Source organism: Nocardia sp. NPDC050718, assembly GCF_040654235.1.
In the GTDB taxonomy this organism is placed as follows: domain Bacteria; phylum Actinomycetota; class Actinomycetes; order Mycobacteriales; family Mycobacteriaceae; genus Nocardia.
Genome location: NZ_JBFAHQ010000005.1, coordinates 388,900 through 404,913 on the forward strand (window position 1 = coordinate 388,900; position 16,014 = coordinate 404,913).

Consider the following 16,014-nt stretch of genomic DNA (forward strand, 5'->3'; position numbering starts at 1 on the left):
GGTGGCGGCGCCGTCGGCGCGCGGGTGGCGGGAAACTCGTGAGCGGTGCTCGACGGCAAGTGGCATTGTGGACGCTGATGTGCGCTCCGGTGCCGACCGGAACGCCGAGCCGTGCCGTGTTCGTCGACGACGAAGGAGATCTATGTCCGCCCCGAATCTCACCCGCGACCAGGCGGTCGAACGCGCCGCGACGGTGGCCGTGCAGAACTACCGGATCGAACTCGACCTCACCGACCAGCCGCGAAGCGCGGGCTCGGAAGTGTCGGACACCTTCGGTTCGAAGACCACGGTCACCTTCACCGCCACCCCCGGCGCGAGCACGTTCATCGACCTGGTGGCGCCGCGGGTGCGCTCGGCCGTGCTGAACGGGACCCCGCTGGACATCAGCGACTACGACGAGTCGACCGGCATCACGCTGCCCGAGCTGGCCGCGTCCAACGAGCTCGTCGTCGAGGCGGACTGCGAGTACTCGCACACCGGTGAGGGTCTGCACCGCTTCGTCGACCCGGCCGACGACAACGTCTACCTGTACTCGCAGTTCGAGACCGCCGACGCCAAGCGGATGTTCGCCTGCTTCGACCAGCCCGATCTCAAGGCCACCTTCGACATCGTCGCCACCGCGCCCGGTGACTGGCGGGTCGTCTCCAACGGCGCCACCGCCGAGGAGCACAAGGTCGGCGCGGTCGTGCGGCACACCTTCGCGACCACTCCGAAGATGAGCACCTATCTGGTCGCCATGATCGCCGGCCCGTACGCCACCTGGACCGACACCTACACCGACGGCCACGGCGAGATCCCGCTCGGCCTGTTCTGCCGCGCGTCGCTGGCCGAGCACATGGACGCCGAGCGGCTGTTCACCGAGACCAAGCAGGGTTTCGCCTTCTACCACGACAACTTCGGTGTGCCGTACGCCTTCGGCAAGTACGACCAGCTGTTCGTGCCGGAGTTCAACGCGGGCGCGATGGAGAACGCGGGCGCGGTCACCTTCCTCGAGGACTACGTGTTCCGCTCCAAGGTGACCCGCGCGTCCTACGAGCGCCGGGCCGAGACCGTGCTGCACGAGATGGCGCACATGTGGTTCGGCGACCTGGTCACCATGAAGTGGTGGGACGACCTGTGGCTCAACGAGTCGTTCGCGACCTTCGCCTCGGTGCTGTGCCAGGCCGAGGCCACCGAATACACCAGCGCCTGGACCACATTCGCGAATGTCGAGAAGTCCTGGGCCTACCGCCAGGACCAGCTGCCCTCGACGCACCCGATCGCCGCCGACATCCCCGACCTGCACGCGGTCGAGGTCAACTTCGACGGCATCACCTACGCCAAGGGCGCCAGCGTGCTCAAGCAGCTCGTCGCCTACGTCGGGTTGCAGCCGTTCCTGGCCGGGCTGCGTGCCTACTTCGCCGAACACGCCTACGGCAACGCCACGTTCGACGATCTGCTCGCCGCGCTGGAGCAGGCGTCGGGGCGTGACCTGTCGGATTGGGGTGCGCAGTGGCTCAAGACCACCGGCCTCAACATCCTGCGCCCGGACTTCCTCGTCGCCGCCGACGGCACGTTCGCGAGTTTCGCCGTGGTGCAGGAGGGCGCCGAGCCCGGTGCCGGTGAGCACCGCGTGCACCGCATCGCGATCGGCGTCTACGACGACGTCGACGGCAAGCTGGTACGCACCCACCGCGTCGAGCTCGATCTCGACGCGACCGGGCGCACCGAGGTGCCGGAGCTGGCCGGGGTGCCGCGCGGTCAGCTGGTGCTCGTCAACGACGACGACCTCACCTACTGCTCGCTGCGCCTGGACCCGGACTCGCTCGACGTCGTGGTGCAGCGCGTCGGTGACATCGCCGATTCGCTGCCGCGCACGCTGGCCTGGTCGGCGGCCTGGGAGATGACCCGCCAGGCCGAGATGAAGGCGCGTGATTTCGTCGCGCTGGTGCAGCGCGGGATCGGCGCGGAGTCCGAGATCGGCGTGGTGCAGCGGCTGCTCATGCAGGCCGCCACCGCCATCTCCAGCTACGCCGAGCCGGGGTGGGCCGAGCAGGAGGGCTGGCCCGGCTTCGCCGACCGGCTGCTCGAGCTGGCCCGCGCGGCCGAGGCGGGGTCGGATCACCAGCTCGCCTTCGTCAACGCCCTCACCGGCGCGAAGCTGGAGCCGCGCCACACCGGCGTGCTGACGCAGCTGCTCGACGGCGATGCCGCGGCGGCCGGGCTGGCCGGGCTCACCGTCGACACCGACCTGCGCTGGCGCGTCGTCACCGCGCTGGCGGCCTCGGGGCAGATCGACGCCGACGGGGTCGACGCGCCGACCATCGACGCCGAGTTGGCAGGCGACCCGACCGCGGCGGGCAAGCGCCAGGCCGCCGCGGCGGCCACCGCGCGGCCGATCGCCGAGGTGAAGGCGCAGGCCTGGAACACGGTGATGGGCGACGATTCGGTGCCCAACATCACCGCGCGCGCCATCGTCGGCGGCTTCGCGCCCGCCGGGCAGGGCGCGTTGCTCGCGCCGTACGTGGACAAGTACTTCGCCGACATCCCGGCGGTGTGGGAGCGCAGGTCCAGCGAGGTCGCCCAGACCGTCGTCATCGGCCTGTACCCGCACTGGGCCATCAGCGAGGACGCGGTCGCCAAGGCCGACGAGTTCCTGGCGGGCGACCATCCGCCCGCCCTGTACCGCCTGGTCTCCGAGGGCCGTGCCGGGATCGAACGGTCGCTGCGCGCACGCGAGTTCGACGCCAAGTAGGTGACACCAGGACAGGCCCCGATCTCCCGCGGATCGGGGCCTGTCGTGTTCTCGCTGTGGCTCAACGCATTTCGCCACGTCGGCGGATCCGGCGGGTAGGCTCCGACCCGGGGGATCACCTCCATGTCGGTCTTCGAAGGAGAAGCGGGATGGAAACCATCGCTGTCGAGCGGGTGATCGCGGCGCCGATCGATCAGGTCTTCGACTGGTGCGCGACCACGACGAATTACGAGCGCTCGTTCTGGGTGCTGCGCAACCGGCTGGCCCACCCCGGTCAGGGCGCGCCGTACGGGGTCGGCGCGATCCGGCGGCACACCTGGCTGATCGGCCACCTCGAGGAGCGGATCACACGCTACGACCCGCCGTTCTCGTTCGACTACCTGGTCACCCGCAGCGTTCCGCCGTCACGGCACGAGGGCGGCACCATGACCTTCACGACCGTGCCGGGCGGCACACGGGTCGTCTGGACGACCACCATGGAGGCGAAGGTGCCGCTGCTCGCCGGACCGGTCACGCGCAGGCTGGCGGCGCCGGTGGTCGCCAGGATCTTCGGGCAGATCCTCGACATCTGCGCGAAGGAGCTGACCGTGGCCGAGCCGACCGCGGGCTGATCGAGCGCCACCCCGGCGGGCCGCCTCTGCTGCTGTGAGCGGATCTGCCGGCAGCAGCAACGGCGGCGAAACCCGGTGCGCGCGAGGCACCGTGGACGCATGGCACACGACGACAAGACCCCGATGTTCAGCTGGCGAGCCCGCGAACAACTGTTCGGCCGCCGCATCCTCGTGCTCGACGGCGCGCTCGACGACGACAACGGCACCCTGCTGATCACCCAGCTGCTCACGCTGGCCGCGCAGAGCCCCGAGGCCCCGATCTCGCTGTGGATCCACTCCCCCGGCGGCTCGGTGCCCTCGATGCTCGCCATCCGCGACGTGATGCGGCTGGTCCCGTGCGAGGTCTCCACCCTCGCCCTCGGGTTGGCTTGCAGCGCTGGGCAATTCCTGCTCTCCTCCGGCACGCCGGGCCGCCGGTTCGCGCTGCCGCACGCCCGCATCCTCATGCACCAGGGCTCGGCCGGCATCGGCGGCAGCGCCGTGGAAGTCGAGGTGCAGGCCGACGATCTGCGCTACACCGTCGACACCGTGCTCGGCCTGATCGCCGCCGACACCGGTCAGCCGTTCGACCGGATCTACGAGGACTCCCTGCACGACCGCTGGTTCACCGCCACCCAGGCCAAGGACTACGGCTTCATCGACCACATCGTCGAATCGTTCGACCAGGTCGTCCCCAACCGCCACCGCATCGGCATCACGGCCTGAGCCACGGTTCCCGCAGAGGAGATTTCTCATGACCAGCTACACGATCCCCAATGTCGTCTCCCAGCATCGCGGCGGTGAGCGGATCACCGACATCTACTCGCACCTGCTCAGCGAGCGCATCGTCTACCTGGGCACACCCATCGATTCCGGTGTCGCCAACGCGCTCATCGCCCAGCTGCTGCACCTGGAATCCGACAGCCCCGGCCAGCCGATCAGCCTCTACATCAACTGCGAGGGCGGCGACCTGTCCGCCATGCTCGCCGTCTACGACACCATGAGTTTCATCAAGGCGCCCGTGCACACCACCTGCGTCGGCCAGGCCATCGCGGTCGGCGCTGTGCTGCTGGCCGGTGGCGCGGCCGGGCATCGCGCGATGCTGCCGCACACCCGGATCGTGTTGCACCAGCCCGCGACTCGCGGCCAGGGCACCATCCCGGATCTGATCCTGCAGGCCGACGAGATCGTCCGGATGCGGGCGGCGATCGAGGCGATCCTGTCCAAGCACACCGGGCAGACGCCGGAGACCCTGCGCCGCGACACCGACCGGGACCGGGTGTTCACCGCCGAGACGGCGCTGGAATACGGCTTGGTCGACCGCGTACTGCACGAGCGGGAGTGAGCGCCGGGCTGTGCGCATGCCCGCGCACAGCCCGGTCCAGCGCCGTCACAGCCGACGGCCCCGATTCAGCGGTGGCTCACTGCTTTTCGATACGGTCCAGGTAGGCACGACGCACGTTGTCGTCGACCCGGGTGATCGCGGCGTCGTCGTGGGCGGCCTTGCGGAAGACCCGCATCACCGGCTCGGGCACCAGCCCGGCGGCATCGGCCATCAGCCCGACATAGGACGGCACCGCGATCTCGGCGGCCCTGGACTTCACGCTGCGGACCACGGCGGCGGCGATGTCCTCGGGATCGACGGCGGGCAGGATGCCGTAGTCGATGCCGGAACTGAGTTCGGTGCGCACCGCCGAGGGCAGCACCGCGCTCACGCTCACACCGGTGGCGTCCATCTCCAGCCGGGTCGCCGCGGTCAGCCCGACCACCGCGAACTTGCTGGCGTTGTAGACCGCCAGGCCCTTGATCGGGAACTTGCCCGCGAGCGAGGCGACGTTCACCACGTGGCCGTAGCCGCGCTCGACCATGCCGGGCAGGGCCAGCCGCATCCCGTGGATGACGCCGTAGACGTTGACGTCCATGGTGAGCTGGTCGATCCGGTCGGCCTGCTCGAGGAAGGCGCCGTTGGGCATCACGCCCGCGTTGTTCACCAGCACGTCCAGCGGTGCGCCGCGCCAGGTCTCGGCGGCCGCGAGGAACGCCGCGTAGGAGCCCTTGTCGGTGACGTCGAGGACATGGCCCATCGCCCGGTCGCCGAGTCCGTCGGCGGCCTGCACCGCCAGCGCCTCGTCGAGATCGCCGAGCGCGACATAGGCGCCCCTGGCGGCGAAGGCCGCGGCGGTGGCCAGGCCGATGCCGCGCGCGGCGCCCGTGATCGCGACCAGCGCGCCGTCCAGATCAATCCGTGGGTAGCTCATGCCGGTACCGCCATCTCGTCGTCGTGGGTGATGCTGAAGTCGTCGGGGTCGAAGGCGCTGACCCGGCGGGTCAGTTCGCCGGTGGACCAGGGCCAGCTGAAACTGTTGCGGCCGTTGGCGTCCAGGTAGTAGCTCTGGCAGCCGCCCGCGTTGTAGACGGTGCCGGTGAGCGCGGCCTGCACCTGGTCGACGTAGCGGGCCTGGACCTCGGGGCGCACGTCCAGGATCGCCCAGCCGCGGCGCCGGGCACTCGCGATCGCCGAAACCAGGAAGTCGACCTGCGCCTCCAGGATGGCGAAGGCCGAGGAGTGGCCGGTGCCGAGGCTGGGGCCGAGCACGGTGAACGCGTTCGGGAAACCGGTGGTGACGGTGCCGAGGTAGGCCTCGGGCGAGCCCTGCCAGTGCTCGGCCATGGTGCGGCCGTCGGCGCCGCGCACGATGTCGGCCAGCGGGGTGTCGAGGATGTGGAAGCCGGTGCCCAGGATGACGGCGTCGACCTCGGCGGTGCTGCCGTCGGCGCCGAGCACGGTGCTGCCGCGGAACTCGGCGACGGCGGTGGCGTGCACGTCGACGTTGTCCTGGGTGAGCGACTGGAGGTAGCTGTTGGAGAACAGGATTCGCTTGCAGCCGAGCAGGTAGTCGGGGGTGAGCTTGGCGCGCAGCTGCGGATCACGCACCACCGCGCGCAGATACGCCGAGCCGACCTTCTGCACGGTCTGCATCAGCGGCCGCGGATTGCGGAACGCCACACCGAGCGCTTCCATCAGCCCGTACTCGACCGAGCGCAACGCCTTGTGCGCGAACGGCAGCCTGCGCATCACCCGCTTCTCGACGGCGGGCACCGGATGGTCGAGCTTGGGCAGCACCCACTGCGCGGTGCGCTGGAACAGGTGCAGCTCGGCGACCTCGGGCTGGATGGCGGGCACGAACTGCACCGCCGAGGCGCCGGTCCCCACCACGGCGACGCGCTTGCCGCGCAGGTCGTAGTCGTGGTTCCAGCGCGCGGAGTGGAAGACCTCGCCGGGGAATTCGGCCAGGCCGGGGATGTCGGGGAAGCGCGGTTCGTTCCACGGGCCCGCGGCCGAGACGACGAACCGGGCGGTCAGCTCCCCGGTGCTGGTGTCGAGGCGCCACCGGCGGTCGGTGTCGTCCCAGCTCGCGCCGAGCACTTCTACACCGAAGCGGGTGCGCGCGGCCAGACCGTTGTCGCGGGCGACCCGGTCGACGTAGGCGAGGATCTCGGGCTGGGTCGCGAACAACCGCGACCATTCGCTGTTGGGCGCGAAGGAGAACGAGTACAGGCCCGAGGGGACGTCGCAGGCGCAGCCCGGATAGGTGTTGGCGCGCCAGGTGCCGCCGAAGGTCTCGGCCTTCTCGAGGATCACGACGTCCTCGACGCCCGCCTCGGCGAGCTTGATGGCGGCGCAGATACCCGAGATGCCCGCACCGATCACGACCACGTCGTGGTGACTCATACGATTTCTCCTTCGACAGCGGATGTCCGGATCGCGTCGGCGACCCGGGCGGGGACGGCCCGGCGGGCGGCGGCCAGGGTGGCCGGGCGCCGGGCGGAGTCCATGAAGTTGGCGCCCATGGCCGCGAGCTCGGCGGGGCCGGGCTCGACCCGGATCACCCGGGTGCCCCGCGCGCGCAGCAGCGCCACCTCGCGATCGAGGCCGCGCGTCATCTGGCCGCGCAGCAGTCGTTCGACCCGGCTCAGGCCGGTGGCGGGCACGCCGCCCTCGGTGGTCATCGGCGCGACGACCACCACCTCGTCGAGGTCGAGCGGGGCCAGCAGGTCGGCCGACACCGAGGACACCGCGCCACCGTCGACGAACGGGCGGCCGCGCACCGGCACCGGCGGGAACCAGCCGGGGATGGCCCAGGAGGCGGCGATGGCGGTCCCGAGGTCGACCGTCGGCGCGCTCGGTGACCCGAAGGCGACCCGCTCGCCGGTGCGCGGGTCGGCGGCGACCAGCCAGGTCGCCGGATGGTCGACCCACCCGCCGCGCGGGGTCAGCGCCCGGCCGAAGGCGCGCAGCCAGTCGGCGTCACCGCGGCCCTTGGGCAGCAGTCCGGCCAGCGCGGTGTAGACCGATCCGCCGCGCACGCCGGCGCCGATCAGCCCGAGACCGGGCAGTCCGAGGCCGGGTATCGGCGGCGTCATCCCTGGGTCGACGGCCACATGCCGGGCCAGGACCGGATCGGCACCGGGCGCGCCGTCGAGCGCGGCGAGCAGGTCGGCCGGGGTTCGGCCCGCGCCGAGCGCGGCGACGATCTCGGCGCCCGCTGAGGTGCCGATCAGTACGTCGGCGGTGCGGACATCCCAGCCGAGCGCCTGTTCGACGGCGTCGAGGGCGACCGCGGTCCAGGCGAAGCCGAGGATGCCGCCGCACCCGATGGCGAGGCCACGTCGTGTAGTCATAACTCGGATACTAACGGTATTCGAATTCCAGCGGTACCCCGACTTGCTACACTTTTGCCGTGGCCGCCCGGATGACACGTAAGGAATCGCACGCTCAGACCCGCGAACGACTGGTCGAGACCGCCAAGCGACTTTTCCTCGCGGACGGCTACAACGTGACCTCCCTCGAGAAGGTGGCCGCCGAGGCGGGCTTCTCCAAGGGCGCCGTCTACTCGAACTTCGCCACCAAGCACGAACTGGGCCTGGCCGTGATCGATGTCGTGCACGTGGAGCGCGCGCACTCGCTCAGCGAGGCGGTCCTGAGCCACGACACGATGACCGAGCGGATCGAGGGGTTCGCGCGCTGGGCCGACGAGAACATCGGTGATGTCGGCTGGACGGCGCTCGAGGTCGAATTCGCCACCAGCACCCGGCACATGCCGGAGGTGCGCACCGAGCTGGCGGCGCGCAGGCGGTCGATGACCGCGGTACTCGGCTCGCTGATCCAGGTCCAGGCCGACGAGATGGGCTTCGAGCTGCCGATCTCGGCCGACGACGCCGCCGTGCAGCTGCTCTCGCTCGGTATCGGTCTCGGCGTGCAGCGCGCGATCGACCCCGAGATGCCGGTCAGCGCGCTGGTCGACCTGCTGCGCAGCCTGCTCGAATCGGTCCGGACGGCGTAACCGCCCGGCTCAGGCCACCATGAGCACGGCGTTCGGCGCGAACGAGTTCTGCACGGGCGCGGGCTGCGTGTGCGTGCCGATCCCGCGGTCACCGCCGACGACGACAGCCCTGGCCGGGACCCGGCCGCGCAGCGACTCGGCCACCTGGGCGACCAGATCGCTCAGCGAGGTGTCGAGCGCGCCGGCCAGCGCCGCGATCATCTCGCTGGACGGCTCCTTGCGGCCGCGCTCGACCTCGGACAGGTACTGCGGGGAGATGCCGGCGCGACCGGCGGTGTCGACGAGCGTGGAGCGTTGCTCGAGCCGCAGGGTCCGCAGCCGCTCACCGAGTGCTTCCCGCCACAACGGTTCGGGGCGCGGCCGCCGTTCGCCGCGTCCGCCCGGAATCACCCGCAACCCGCTGTGTTCGCCCATACGTCGAGGGTAGGGACACCGGTCCCGACACACCCGGTTCTTCTGCTGTGGGCGTAACTCAGCGGGTGATGCCGAAGCGGGTGTCCACCCAGCCGAGCGCGTCGGCGAAGGACGCCGCCACGATGCCGCTGTGGTCGACGTCGTCGTACTTGCGGTAGTCGACGGATTGGCCGTTGAGCTGCTGCTCGGCCACCATCGCGTCGGTCGACTTCAGCGGCACGGTCATGTCGGAGCGGCCCTGCAGGACCAGCACCGGCGCCGCGAAACGCAAAGCGCTGGGATCGTTGTCGTCGAGGACCCGCAGCAGGCCGGACAGATCACCGTCCTTCGTGAACACGTCCTTCGCCGAGAGCCCGCCCCACTTGCTCCGATCCCGTAGTCCCGCGGTGCATTCGGAGTCGGCGAGCGGCAGCATCGAGACCGCGCGCCCGGTGAGGAACCGGCCGGGATCGACATCGGTGACGGTCTGCGCGCCGCGCACCAGCAGCGGCACGTACAGCGAGACGTCCCCGGTGCCGAGCTTGCCGAGCGGATTCGACACCGCCCACTTCGCCATCCTGATCTGTTCACCCAGGTGCGAGGCGGGTGCCAGCGCGACCGCGCCCAGCAGTTCCGCGCCGGGCGCCCATCCGCCCGCCGCGCTCGCGGCGAACAGGGCGGCGTGCCCGCCCTGCGAATGCCCCATCGCCACCCAGCGCGTGCCGACGGTCCGGTCGACTTCGCGTGCGGCCGTGGCGATATCGCTCATCGCCCGCTGTTCGGTCTCGCCGATCAGATAGCCGTGGTTGCCCGGCGTGCCGAGGCCGAGATAGTCGGTTCTGGCCACGGCGTAGCCCTTGGCGACCCAGCGGGCCTGGTCGTCCCGGCCCGGTGACGACCCCTCGGTGCGCGAGGGCGCGCACGCGTCGGCGACGCCGTTGGTGCCCGGTGCCCACGACAGCAGCGGCCAGCCGCCCGCCGGTGGCGTCCCCTCCGGCACGGCGAGCGTGCCCGACACAGCGACGGGTCGGCCCTGCGCGTCGACCGATCGGTAGAGCACCAGGAAGTTGCGGGCGCCCGGTACCGCCTGCGACCCGGTGACCGGCTGTGTCCGGATCACCGACCCGTGCGGGCCCGGAATCGATTCCGCGGGTGGCGAATAGAAGTCCGACCGTGGCGCTCCCACGACCTCGGCCGCGCTCGCCGTGTCGGGCGCGCAGGCCGCGGCGGGCCAGGCCAGACAGGCCACCGCGGCGGCCGTGATCACCCGGGCGATTCCCGTCTGCATGTTCCCCCCACTGCCACCGAACGGCCGCCCCGCGCGACCGGTAAACCGCCGATCAGGTTACTCGATGCCGCGTGGACGGCCGGGCGCCGCACGTCGCCCGGCCGTCCGTCGGGCTCAGCGCAGGGTCCGGCCGAGGAAGTCGCGGATCAGCGCGGCGATCTCCGGTCCGTGCGTCTCCAGGGCGAAATGGCCCGCGTCGAGCAGGTGCAGTTCCGCGTCGGGCAGGTCGTTCAGGTAGGCGCGGGCACCGTCGGCACCGAAGATCTCGTCGTGCTCACCCCAGGTGATCAGGGTCGGCGGGCGATGCTCGGCGAAGTACTTCTGGAACGCGGGGTAGCCGTCGAGGTTGTTCTTGTAGTCGAAGAACAGCTGCAGCTGGATCTCCTTGTTGCCGGGACGATCCAGGTAGGCCTGGTCGAGAGTCCACGTGTCCGGGCTGACCAGCGACAGCCGGTCGGCCGGAACACCGTGCGTGTACTGCCATTTCGTGGCGTCGAGCTCGAGCAGCTTGCGCACCTCGGGTTCATGGGTGACACGGTCGGTCGCGTGCGCGAACAGCACCTCCCAGAACGGCGTGAAGCCCTCCAGGTAGGCGTTGCCGCTCTGGGTGATGATCGCGGTGACCCGCTCCGGGTTGCGCGAGGCGATGCGCAGGCCGATGGGGGCGCCGTAGTCCTGGATGTAGATCGCGAAGCGATCGATGCCGAGGGTGTCGAGCAGGTCGAGGGTGATGTCGGTGAGCCCGTCGAAGGTGTAGTCGAACTCGTCGACACCCGGCGCGGCCGACTGGCCGAAGCCCAGGTGGTCGGGCGCGATGACGTGGTAGTCCTCGGCGAGGACCGGGATCAGGTTGCGGAACATGGCCGAGCTCGTCGGGAAGCCGTGCAGCAGAAGCACAGTGGGACGGTCCGGGTTGCCCGCTTCGCGGTAGAAGACGGTGTGGCCCTGGATCTGGACGGTGTTGTGCCGGATCTGGCTCATGATGGATCTCTCTTTCTCGGTGGGTGTTTACTCGGACCAGGCGGAGTTCTGGATGACCTCGACGAAGTCGCCGCGCCGGAAGCCGGGGACGAAATGGGCCAGCACATCGGCTTTCACGGTGCCGAAGGTGGTGTCGGGGCGGTCGCGGATGCCGTCGGTGAAGGCGGCGAGGATCTGGCGTTTGAAGTCGGGGCGGGGATGCTCGGCGACCACGGCGTCGCGCTGTCCGTCGGAGATCGCGTCGTAGCCGATTCCCAGCACGTCCAGCTCGACGCCGCGCGTGACCAGCGCGATCTCGGGCGCCATGTGCAGGGGGATCTCCGGGGTCGTGTGCAGGGCGATGCCGGTCCAGGCGAGTTCGGCCAGGCAGTCGGCGATGCCGTGCGCGCGCAGGAAGCGCCGGGCCTCGTCGGCGCCGTCGATCTCGAAGCGCTGGTTGCCGGAGCGGTAGCGCCGGGTCAGGCCCAGGTCGTGGAACATGGCGGAGACGTAGAGGATCTCGGGGTCGTAGCGCAGGCCCGACGCCGCCCCGCGCAGGGCGCCGAAGTAGTAGACGCGGCGGGAGTGGTGGTAGATCAGCGGGCTCGCCGCGGTGCGGACCAGCTCGGTGGCCTCGGCCACCAGCGCGGAATCCGGAATCGCCGGAAGCTCGGTCATCGGGGTGTTCCTTTCAGGCGGTGACCGGTTCGCGGCGGCGAACCGGGGTGATCAGGGCCGCGGCGGCGACGGTGAAGACCAGGCCGAGCGCGAAATAGCCGCGGTAGCTGTCGGTGAGGGCGTGCACCGCGGTGGCCACGGCGAGGCCGGTGGCGGCGGCGAGCTGGTGGATCACCCAGGCCGGGGCGAGCGTGCGGCCCATCCGGGCCGGGTCGAGGCCGCGCGAGAGGATCGCCATGGTCAGCGGGATGACCGGGAACGAGGCGATGCCGAACAGCACGGCCACCACGACCAGCACCTGCGGGCCGGGGACGAACACGGCGGGCAGCAGGGCGGCCAGGCGCACCGAATACAGCACCCGCAGCAGGGGTTCCGGCGGGTAACGCCGCAACAGGCGCACCATCGCGGCCGAGGTGAGTCCGGCCGCGAGAGCGGCCAGGGCGACGAGCCTGCCCGCGCCCGCCACCGACCAGCCCTGCTCCACCGCGTGCTTGGGCAGCATCAGCACCACCACGTACAGGGTCGCCGCGTGTAACCCGAAGGACACCAGCACTTTCCACCGATCGGCCAGCGACTCCCCGGCACCGGCGATCGTCGCCGCCCGCTGATCCGTCGGCAGCAACCGCCACAGCACGGCGGTCGCGGCCAGGCCGATCGCGCCGAGCAGCGCGAAGGTGCCGCGCACGCCGATCGGCTCGAACAGCGCCGTGGCCGCCCACGGCGTGATCAGCTGACCCAGATTGATGCCGATCGCCGCGCGCGCCATGGCGGGTCCGGCCTGCGCGCCGTGCGCCCGGCCGAGCAGGGTGGTCACGGTCAGCGTCGAGGAGGACGCGAAGCCGAGGCCGCCGAGCACCATGTAGGCCGCGACGAACTGCCAGGTCTCGGTGACCGTGGCCAGCACCAGGTAGCTGCTCGAGATCAGGGTGAGCCCGCCGATCAGCACGAGTTTGGGCCCGAACAGGTCGAGCAGCCTGCCGATGCCCTGCTGCGCCAGCCCGGTGACCGCGGTGCCCAGCGCGGCGGCGACGGCCAGCGCTGTCGCCGAGACGCCGTACACGGCGGCGGTCGGCGCGAAGAACACGCCCATCGTGAAGTTCAGCCCGAACGACACCGTCATCGCTGAGAGTCCGGCCCAGGCGAGGTGTTCACGTCGCATGCCGTCACCTCCTATCTTCGGAATCGCTTCGCAGGCGGGCGATCTCGGCTTCCAGCTCGCCGATCCGATCCCGCAGGACCTGCATCGCCTCGGCGACCGCCGCGCGCGGGAACAGCGGCGGAATGTGCTGGCGGCAGTTCCAGTCGAATGCCTCGACCTCGATCAGCACCGCGCGCTCGACCCGCGCCGGGTATCCCTCGATCGTGAGCGCGGCGATCAGGTCCGGATCGTCGGCGGCCTCGACCACCCGCGCCCGGCCGAAGATCTTCATCCGCGTCTGCGTGGCGTAGTCCATCAGGAACAGCGAGACCCGGTCGTCGTGGTCGAGATTGCCGCGACTGATGTACTGCTTGTTGCCCCGGAAATCGGCGAAGCCCAGCGTGCGCTCACCGAGGACCTTCAGGAATCCCGGTGCGCCACCGCGGTGCTGGATGTAGGGCCAGCCGGTCTCGCCGACCGTCGCCAGGTAGAAACTGTCCCGCTCGCCGATGAACCAGGCCTCGTCGGGGCCGATCCGGTCGGCGACCTCGGGCACCTGCGCCATCCGCTCGTAGCTGCCCAGGCTGCCGTGCGTGCGCTGATGCGCACGCACCAGCGGAGTGAACGCGACCTGCGCGTAGTGCCCGGTCACGACTGCCCCTTCGCCCGTTCGGCATCGCTCCCGGTGACGACGCGGACCCGCCGCGGCGCCAGTCGCGCTCGGATCGAACCGAATCGGGCGTGCGCGGCACGGCCGGACGGCGGGACGGTGCGGAAGGTCATGGGCTCGCCCTTTCGGTTCGTGAGGATGGCTGCCATCGCTCTAACCATCTAACAATAGATAGAAGGTTAGAGCGGAGTGTTTGATTCCCGGTTCGGGGGAAAACTTTCGGATGGGCGACGGAACGCCTTCGCGGCGTACTCAGAACCTACGGCGCGGGCGGGGCGGCGACGGCGGACCGCCGACGCCGCGCAGCGGACTTTCCGCGCCAGCCCGTCCGGCCGGAAATTCGGTTGGGGCACCACGACCGCCGTGGACTAGCATCCGCTGGTGATCGACAGCACCATCCCGGTACGCACCGCCCGGCTGATCCGGGCGACCGCGCGGGATGTCGGGGTCACCGAGGCCGAGCTGCGGCATCTGCCCGGCCCCGATCCCGCGGGCATCGCCGACGGGCTGTCCCGCATCCCCACCGAATCGACCTGGCGCATCTGGGAACTCGTCGACGCGGCCGCCGGTCCCGGCGCCGGGCTGCGCGCGGGCGCGGCCGCCGAGCGCGGACAACTGCTCGAATGGGACTACCTGTTCACCAGCGCGCCCACCCTGGCCGAGAGCGTCCGCGCCGCGTTCGATCTGCGGGCACTGGTCACCGATCCGGGTGTCGGCTGGACCGTGCGCGAGGACGGCGGACTGCTGGTCCTGCGGTTCGACGCGATCGAGCCGGATCCGCTGCTGGCTCCGGTCGAGGACTTCGTCCTGACGACGGTGCTGCGGCGGATGCGCGAGGCCACGCGCACGGCGATCACGCCCGTGCACGTCGCGCTCAGCCGGCGCGCGCCCGCCACCCGGCAGCACCTCGTCGACGTCTTCGGCACCCGGCGGATCGACTTCGGCGCCCCCCGCGCCCAGCTGACCTTCCTCGACGTCGCCGCGCTGCCCACCGGCACCGACCCGCAACTGGGCGCCCTGGTGCGGCAGCACGCCGAGCTCGCCCTCGCCACCTCCGGCCCCGTCCCTACCTACCGGGAAGCGCTGCGCGCCGCGATCCTCGACGAACTCGCCGCGGGCGAGCTCGAACTCCCCGCCGTCGCGGCCCGCTTCGCCGCCAGCCCCCGCACCTTCCAGCGCAGGCTCGCCGAGGCGGGCACCACCTGGCGCGACGAAGTCGACGCCGCCCGCCGCGAGCGCGCCGAAGCGCTCCTGCGCGAGTCCGACCTCCCCGTCCAGTCCATCGCCGCCCGCCTCGGCTACAGCGACGCGCGGACCCTGCGCCGCTCCTTCCGGCGCTGGACCGGCCAGAGCCCGGACACCTTCCGGCGGGCCGCCGGGCCGGGAAACACGAACGGCGCGTTCACCCGAAGGTGAACGCGCCGTTCGGCGGAGAACGAACTAGCGGCCGATGGCCGCGGCCATCACGCGGACGGCGGAGATCAGGCCGTCGATCAGGTTGCCCTGACGGAACGACGCCAGCGCGGCGGTGACGCCCAGCTGGCAGATGCGATCGTTGGCACGCTCGGCGACGTTGGCGCCGGAGCGCACCTCGATGGCGTGCTGGTTCGGCGAGACCGCGATGAGCACCGAGTCGGCCGCCTCGGGGGTGTTCGGCAGGACCGCGTCGGCGCCGGCCGCCGGGTCGCTGCCGAGATCGCCGAGGTAGATGTTGAAGCGGACCTTGGTCGCGCGGGTCGCCTCGGTGAGCGCGTTGTCGAGCATGATGCGCTCACGGTCGGTGAACGGCACCTCGTCGAAGACGGTGCCCGGCTCGTGCACGCCCGAGACGCGGCCGCTGCTGGTCAGCGCGAATCCGTGCGGCAGGTCGGCTTCGACCACCGCAGGCCAATTAGAACTTGCCACTTGCCCGGCCTCCGATCAGCTCCGCGTTCGCGGCGTCGAGAGCCGCATGGCTGCCATGCGACTCGGCGGTGTGGTGACCCGCCGCGGCGGTCACCTCATCGGTAGCACTCCACAGCACCGGCTGGTGGGTCCACTTCTGCCCGAGCGCGAAGTGGGCCGGCTTCTCGCCGGGGAATGGCTTACCGAGATAGGACAAACCCGCGATCGCGAAGTAGATCGCGGCCGGGATGCCGACGAAGATCAGCACTGTCTCGAGAATGCTCACGGACCAACGGTAGACGATGCTGTGTAGTAGTTCATCCTCCGGCACTCC

The 16,014-nt window shown here is 70.8% G+C and carries 17 protein-coding genes; 6 read left to right on the forward strand and 11 right to left on the reverse strand.

The features are described 5' to 3' along the window. The first annotated feature begins 142 nt into the window (after nucleotides 1-142). The 4 genes from pepN to AB0H54_RS24545 all read left to right on the forward strand — a co-directional run bounded on the left by pepN (nucleotide 143) and on the right by AB0H54_RS24545 (nucleotide 4,669). The gene (gene pepN / locus AB0H54_RS24530) at nucleotides 143-2,734 is read left to right on the forward strand and encodes an aminopeptidase N (RefSeq protein WP_357348149.1); all 2,592 of its coding nucleotides are present in this window, start codon (nucleotides 143-145) and stop codon (nucleotides 2,732-2,734) included. A 149-nt stretch (nucleotides 2,735-2,883) separates the two neighbouring features. Then, entirely contained in the window at nucleotides 2,884-3,345 is a 462-nt protein-coding gene (locus AB0H54_RS24535) for an SRPBCC family protein (RefSeq protein ID WP_355277020.1), read from the forward strand. 99 nt (nucleotides 3,346-3,444) lie between these two features. After that, entirely contained in the window at nucleotides 3,445-4,050 is a 606-nt protein-coding gene (locus AB0H54_RS24540) for an ATP-dependent Clp protease proteolytic subunit (RefSeq protein WP_355277019.1), read from the forward strand. A 28-nt stretch (nucleotides 4,051-4,078) separates the two neighbouring features. Then, nucleotides 4,079-4,669: an ATP-dependent Clp protease proteolytic subunit gene (locus tag AB0H54_RS24545; RefSeq protein ID WP_355277017.1), complete on the forward strand. Its 591-nt coding sequence runs from the start codon at nucleotides 4,079-4,081 to the stop codon at nucleotides 4,667-4,669. A 76-nt stretch (nucleotides 4,670-4,745) separates the two neighbouring features. Here the strand turns inward: AB0H54_RS24545 and AB0H54_RS24550 are convergent, their stop codons facing one another. From AB0H54_RS24550 to AB0H54_RS24560, 3 genes are read right to left on the reverse strand one after another with little or no spacing between them, the layout of a single operon-like run. Then, the gene (locus tag AB0H54_RS24550; protein ID WP_357348152.1) at nucleotides 4,746-5,582 is read right to left on the reverse strand and encodes an SDR family oxidoreductase; all 837 of its coding nucleotides are present in this window, start codon (nucleotides 5,580-5,582) and stop codon (nucleotides 4,746-4,748) included. Further along, nucleotides 5,579-7,057, reverse strand: coding sequence for an NAD(P)/FAD-dependent oxidoreductase (locus tag AB0H54_RS24555; protein ID WP_355277012.1), 1,479 nt, complete (start codon nucleotides 7,055-7,057; stop codon nucleotides 5,579-5,581). The genes AB0H54_RS24550 and AB0H54_RS24555 overlap by 4 nt, the downstream gene beginning before the upstream one ends. Then, nucleotides 7,054-8,007: a patatin-like phospholipase family protein gene (locus tag AB0H54_RS24560; protein WP_357348154.1), complete on the reverse strand. Its 954-nt coding sequence runs from the start codon at nucleotides 8,005-8,007 to the stop codon at nucleotides 7,054-7,056. Before AB0H54_RS24560 ends, AB0H54_RS24555 begins: the two co-directional genes overlap by 4 nt. 59 nt (nucleotides 8,008-8,066) lie before the next feature. Here AB0H54_RS24560 and AB0H54_RS24565 point away from each other — a divergent pair, with 59 nt between their 5' ends. Further along, complete coding sequence (locus AB0H54_RS24565) at nucleotides 8,067-8,669, forward strand: TetR/AcrR family transcriptional regulator (RefSeq protein WP_357348156.1); 603 nt, start codon at nucleotides 8,067-8,069, stop codon at nucleotides 8,667-8,669. Nucleotides 8,670-8,678: 9 nt separating this feature from the next. On the opposite strand, the gene AB0H54_RS24570 is transcribed toward AB0H54_RS24565, so the two are convergent. The 6 genes from AB0H54_RS24570 to AB0H54_RS24595 all read right to left on the reverse strand — a co-directional run bounded on the left by AB0H54_RS24570 (nucleotide 8,679) and on the right by AB0H54_RS24595 (nucleotide 13,778). Continuing rightward, nucleotides 8,679-9,083 carry a helix-turn-helix transcriptional regulator gene (locus AB0H54_RS24570; protein ID WP_357348158.1) on the reverse strand — a complete coding sequence of 135 codons (405 nt, stop codon included), beginning with the start codon at nucleotides 9,081-9,083 and terminating at the stop codon, nucleotides 8,679-8,681. A 58-nt stretch (nucleotides 9,084-9,141) separates the two neighbouring features. Continuing rightward, on the reverse strand, nucleotides 9,142-10,350 hold the full coding sequence (locus AB0H54_RS24575; protein WP_357348160.1) for a lipase family protein: 1,209 nt from the start codon (nucleotides 10,348-10,350) through the stop codon (nucleotides 9,142-9,144). A 114-nt stretch (nucleotides 10,351-10,464) separates the two neighbouring features. Next, nucleotides 10,465-11,331: an alpha/beta hydrolase gene (locus AB0H54_RS24580; RefSeq protein WP_357348162.1), complete on the reverse strand. Its 867-nt coding sequence runs from the start codon at nucleotides 11,329-11,331 to the stop codon at nucleotides 10,465-10,467. A gap of 27 nt (nucleotides 11,332-11,358) precedes the next feature. After that, a complete protein-coding gene (locus tag AB0H54_RS24585) occupies nucleotides 11,359-11,988 on the reverse strand; it encodes an HD domain-containing protein (protein WP_357348164.1) in 630 nt (209 codons plus the stop codon). A gap of 13 nt (nucleotides 11,989-12,001) precedes the next feature. After that, on the reverse strand, nucleotides 12,002-13,147 hold the full coding sequence (locus AB0H54_RS24590) for an MFS transporter (RefSeq protein WP_357348166.1): 1,146 nt from the start codon (nucleotides 13,145-13,147) through the stop codon (nucleotides 12,002-12,004). Between the two features lie 4 nt (nucleotides 13,148-13,151). After that, nucleotides 13,152-13,778: a pyridoxamine 5'-phosphate oxidase family protein gene (locus AB0H54_RS24595; protein WP_357348168.1), complete on the reverse strand. Its 627-nt coding sequence runs from the start codon at nucleotides 13,776-13,778 to the stop codon at nucleotides 13,152-13,154. Between the two features lie 399 nt (nucleotides 13,779-14,177). Here AB0H54_RS24595 and AB0H54_RS24600 point away from each other — a divergent pair, with 399 nt between their 5' ends. Continuing rightward, the gene (locus AB0H54_RS24600; RefSeq protein WP_357348170.1) at nucleotides 14,178-15,212 is read left to right on the forward strand and encodes a helix-turn-helix domain-containing protein; all 1,035 of its coding nucleotides are present in this window, start codon (nucleotides 14,178-14,180) and stop codon (nucleotides 15,210-15,212) included. Nucleotides 15,213-15,236: 24 nt separating this feature from the next. Here the strand turns inward: AB0H54_RS24600 and AB0H54_RS24605 are convergent, their stop codons facing one another. Both AB0H54_RS24605 and AB0H54_RS24610 read right to left on the reverse strand, forming a co-directional pair. After that, complete coding sequence (locus AB0H54_RS24605; protein WP_357348172.1) at nucleotides 15,237-15,701, reverse strand: DUF5130 domain-containing protein; 465 nt, start codon at nucleotides 15,699-15,701, stop codon at nucleotides 15,237-15,239. Further along, the gene (locus AB0H54_RS24610) at nucleotides 15,688-15,966 is read right to left on the reverse strand and encodes a hypothetical protein (protein ID WP_355276987.1); all 279 of its coding nucleotides are present in this window, start codon (nucleotides 15,964-15,966) and stop codon (nucleotides 15,688-15,690) included. The genes AB0H54_RS24605 and AB0H54_RS24610 overlap by 14 nt, the downstream gene beginning before the upstream one ends. Nucleotides 15,967-16,014: the final 48 nt, after the last annotated feature.